Source organism: Candidatus Endomicrobiellum cubanum, from assembly GCF_031278955.1.
GTDB lineage: Bacteria > Elusimicrobiota > Endomicrobiia > Endomicrobiales > Endomicrobiaceae > Endomicrobiellum > Endomicrobiellum cubanum.
The window spans coordinates 1-3,021 of the sequence record NZ_JAITJM010000067.1; the positions used below are offsets into that span (position 1 = coordinate 1).

A 3,021-nucleotide genomic window follows, 5' to 3' on the forward strand; every position below is an offset into this window, starting at 1 on the left:
TTATATTTTATTTAACCAAACATTAATTTTTTTATTTTTTATTTTTTTTTTTAAACCCCCCCCCCCCCCCCCCCCCGAGGGTTTTGTGCTGTAATTGTGTTAAGATTTTATCAGAAGGAATAATTGTTCCATTTGTTGCAATTACTATTTCTTCAACTATTGATTGTCCCTGAACGTAACGTATAATGTCTAGTGCTTCTGGATGAATAAAAAATTCCCCTCCTTGAATTTGTAAAAGTTTTATTTTAGAAACTATTTGTTTTAATATTTCTAAATCTTTACGCAAACTCTTATATGTATAAAAGGGGAATAGGTGTCTTAAAAATGGCGAGAAATTACCGCAATCTTTACACATTAGAGTACATTGTTGCCCTGTAACAAGAACCAAATAATCTAGTACCACATTTTTCTTTGTAATTCTCAAAATCTTTTTTAAAGTATTGAACATTTTAATTGCCTTTTAAAATTTTCCAGCTTGTAGGGGGTACAAAATTTAGATAACTATTATCACTAAAAAGAAAATCACTTCTTACTTCGCATTTATTTAAAACAACAATTTCTTTTAATATTTTGGAGTTGTTTTTAATAAAATGATTAAGATACGGAATTTTTAATGGATTAAATCCCATAAGCTTAGAGGTAACAATATCAACTGCAAGAAAGTCTTCTCCTGCGATAAGGGTATTTGCTTTTTTACTATGTGGGCAAAATGGGCCATCGCCTTCTCCTGCTAAAATTCCATCAACAATAGAAAAGTATCCTCTTTTTTTAAGTATCATTCCGCTATACAAATCTACTACCATCCTCCAAATTGTATCATTCCCATGCCAAGATCCTCTTGATTTTACTCCAGTGAAAAAAGTTCCTTTCACCCATTGCCAAAAACTTGAGTATTCATCGCCTCCAATTAGAGGAAAGCCCACTCTCCAATGAATTAATTGATTTTTTTGCCCTATTGTTCCCACCAATCCTTTTAGATTAAGAGTTGTACCAGATTTGTGGTGTGTTTTCATTTTCGGCAATGAAATAAAAACATCTGCGTCATATATGCTGTTTGAAAAAGTATAGAGTTGGCGGTTGCCAGTATGAGCTTTAATTGTTTCAGCCCGTTGTTTAAAAACACCTCGAAACAATTTACTGTTTACTTTATTAAACAAAGATTTCTTAGAAAGATTTACTTGAGTATATCCTCTAGGATCTCCCATCTGAGCACACATTTTTTCTTTATCTCCATAATCATGCAAATCTTTGCATACAAGGGGCCTTAAATCTAGAATTTCACATGGAACTCGATATTTAGTCCGAAGCCTCTCTATTTTGGTATTTATTAAAAGTTCTTCAAAGTTTGCATCAATTGAAGGATTGTCACCTATTGAAATCATTCCACAACCATCTAAGGCTATATCCACAAAATCTGCAACAGCTTCTATTACGTTAGGATGTGTAATTACGCAAAATAGATCATCTTTGTGGTTACATGATTCACGCCATTTTGAAGCGACCCAATTTGGTTTTAGAAAAACTCTCATACCTGGTTTTATGATATGGCCTAATGGGTTTGTCGTATCATATCCCAGTGAATTGAATAAAACCTTTAAGGCTTCCTTTACAGTATCCAATTCATAACTAGTTGCATTTGTATAAGCTACTTTTATCATAGATTATCCAGTAAAATAGATAAACAGTATATTAACCACTTTTGCTCTCCATCCAAATTGACTTTATTATCAATATTATTAATAAATTCTTTCCTCTCTGGAATTTTGTAATCTTTAAGCCATTTGTCCATTGGTCTTACAAAAGGTATTTTATGTGGAATTTCAAAATTTGGATATCTTTTAGAAAACAATCTTCTTAATAAATATTTGGGTTCCCCAGATCTTATCCTAAACAAATCTAAAGGCCGTTTCAGTAACATATTTTCATACGGCTCAAGAGCTGTACAACCAGCTAAAGATAAAGCATTTGTAAAAGCTTGTATTATGCCAATTCCATGAACATTCCTAAGGAAACTAATAAAATCTATTTTTCCATCTTCAAGTTTAAACTTTTCGTATGTATTTATAATTGAACCAGGATTTTTTAATATAGATTGTGGCATAATGTAAGTATACCGTTGTACAAACTCCTCAAAATCCCAGTCCTTCTGTAAAAGTTTGCTCATTCCTCCAAAATTTGAGTCCGCGCCATTTCCACAGTAAAGTTTATTAATTCCATCTTTACGTGCAGTTGCCGCTGCTTTGTAAAGAGCAACTTCTACAACATGTAATCCGGATTTTTTATTTCTTATCAAAATAGGTGTTAAATTTACATAATCTTCCCAATAAACTTCAACTATTTTCAAATCAAGACCATAATAATCAGCGTATTTTTGTGCCATTATAGTTTCATCGATGGCACCATCAGAATTAAATCTTATACTGTATGCTTTAGTCCCCTTTGGACAATAAGAAGCTATTATTGCTGAATCAATACCCCCACTTAAAAGAAGGCCTGCATTTACGTTTTGTTTGGTAAAAGTTTTTAAATAATTTGAAATATCTTGCGCGTTTTCAATAGGAATTATATTCTCCTGCTCAACTTCAGGATATTTAGGAATATATTCTTCTGACCAGCCTACATTTTTTTCTGGGACAAATCGAAATGCCAAATAAGAACTCATACAATATTCTTTATCTATTTTCATGCCACAATCATCCTATAATGTATATTATGTTTTGTTCAGGAATGCCTGCTTTAATGTATCCTGAAATTTGGTAATCTAAAATACACTTCCCGCAAACGTTGTAATAGGTAATAATCTAGTCCCTAAACCAGCGGCCAAAACTATAGCTAAATTCATATTTTGATAACCTTTTTAAACTTTGCCATATATAGATTAAAATCATCTCTCATAGTATACAAAAAAGATAATAGAAATACCAGTCTCATAACACATTAAATTCCAATACTGTGCAGTTAATTTTACAAAGAAACCATTCTTTATATATACAATCACATATAACAATCAATATCCTCATC

At 31.7% G+C, this 3,021-nt stretch carries 3 protein-coding genes; all 3 read right to left on the minus strand.

What is annotated here, in order from left to right; genetic code table 11:
• Window positions 1-31: 31 nt before the first annotated feature.
• The 3 genes from LBD57_RS06325 to LBD57_RS06335 are packed head-to-tail and all read right to left on the minus strand — an operon-like array spanning window position 32 to window position 2,686.
• Window positions 32-448 carry a radical SAM protein gene (locus tag LBD57_RS06325; protein ID WP_373470491.1) on the minus strand — a complete coding sequence of 139 codons (417 nt, stop codon included), beginning with the start codon at window positions 446-448 and terminating at the stop codon, window positions 32-34.
• 1 nt (window position 449) lies between these two features.
• Window positions 450-1,658, minus strand: a complete 1,209-nt coding sequence (locus LBD57_RS06330; RefSeq protein ID WP_373470492.1) for a DUF362 domain-containing protein — start codon at window positions 1,656-1,658, stop codon at window positions 450-452.
• On the minus strand, window positions 1,655-2,686 hold the full coding sequence (locus tag LBD57_RS06335) for an asparagine synthase-related protein (protein WP_373470493.1): 1,032 nt from the start codon (window positions 2,684-2,686) through the stop codon (window positions 1,655-1,657). Before LBD57_RS06335 ends, LBD57_RS06330 begins: the two co-directional genes overlap by 4 nt.
• Between the last annotated feature and the right edge of the window lie 335 nt (window positions 2,687-3,021).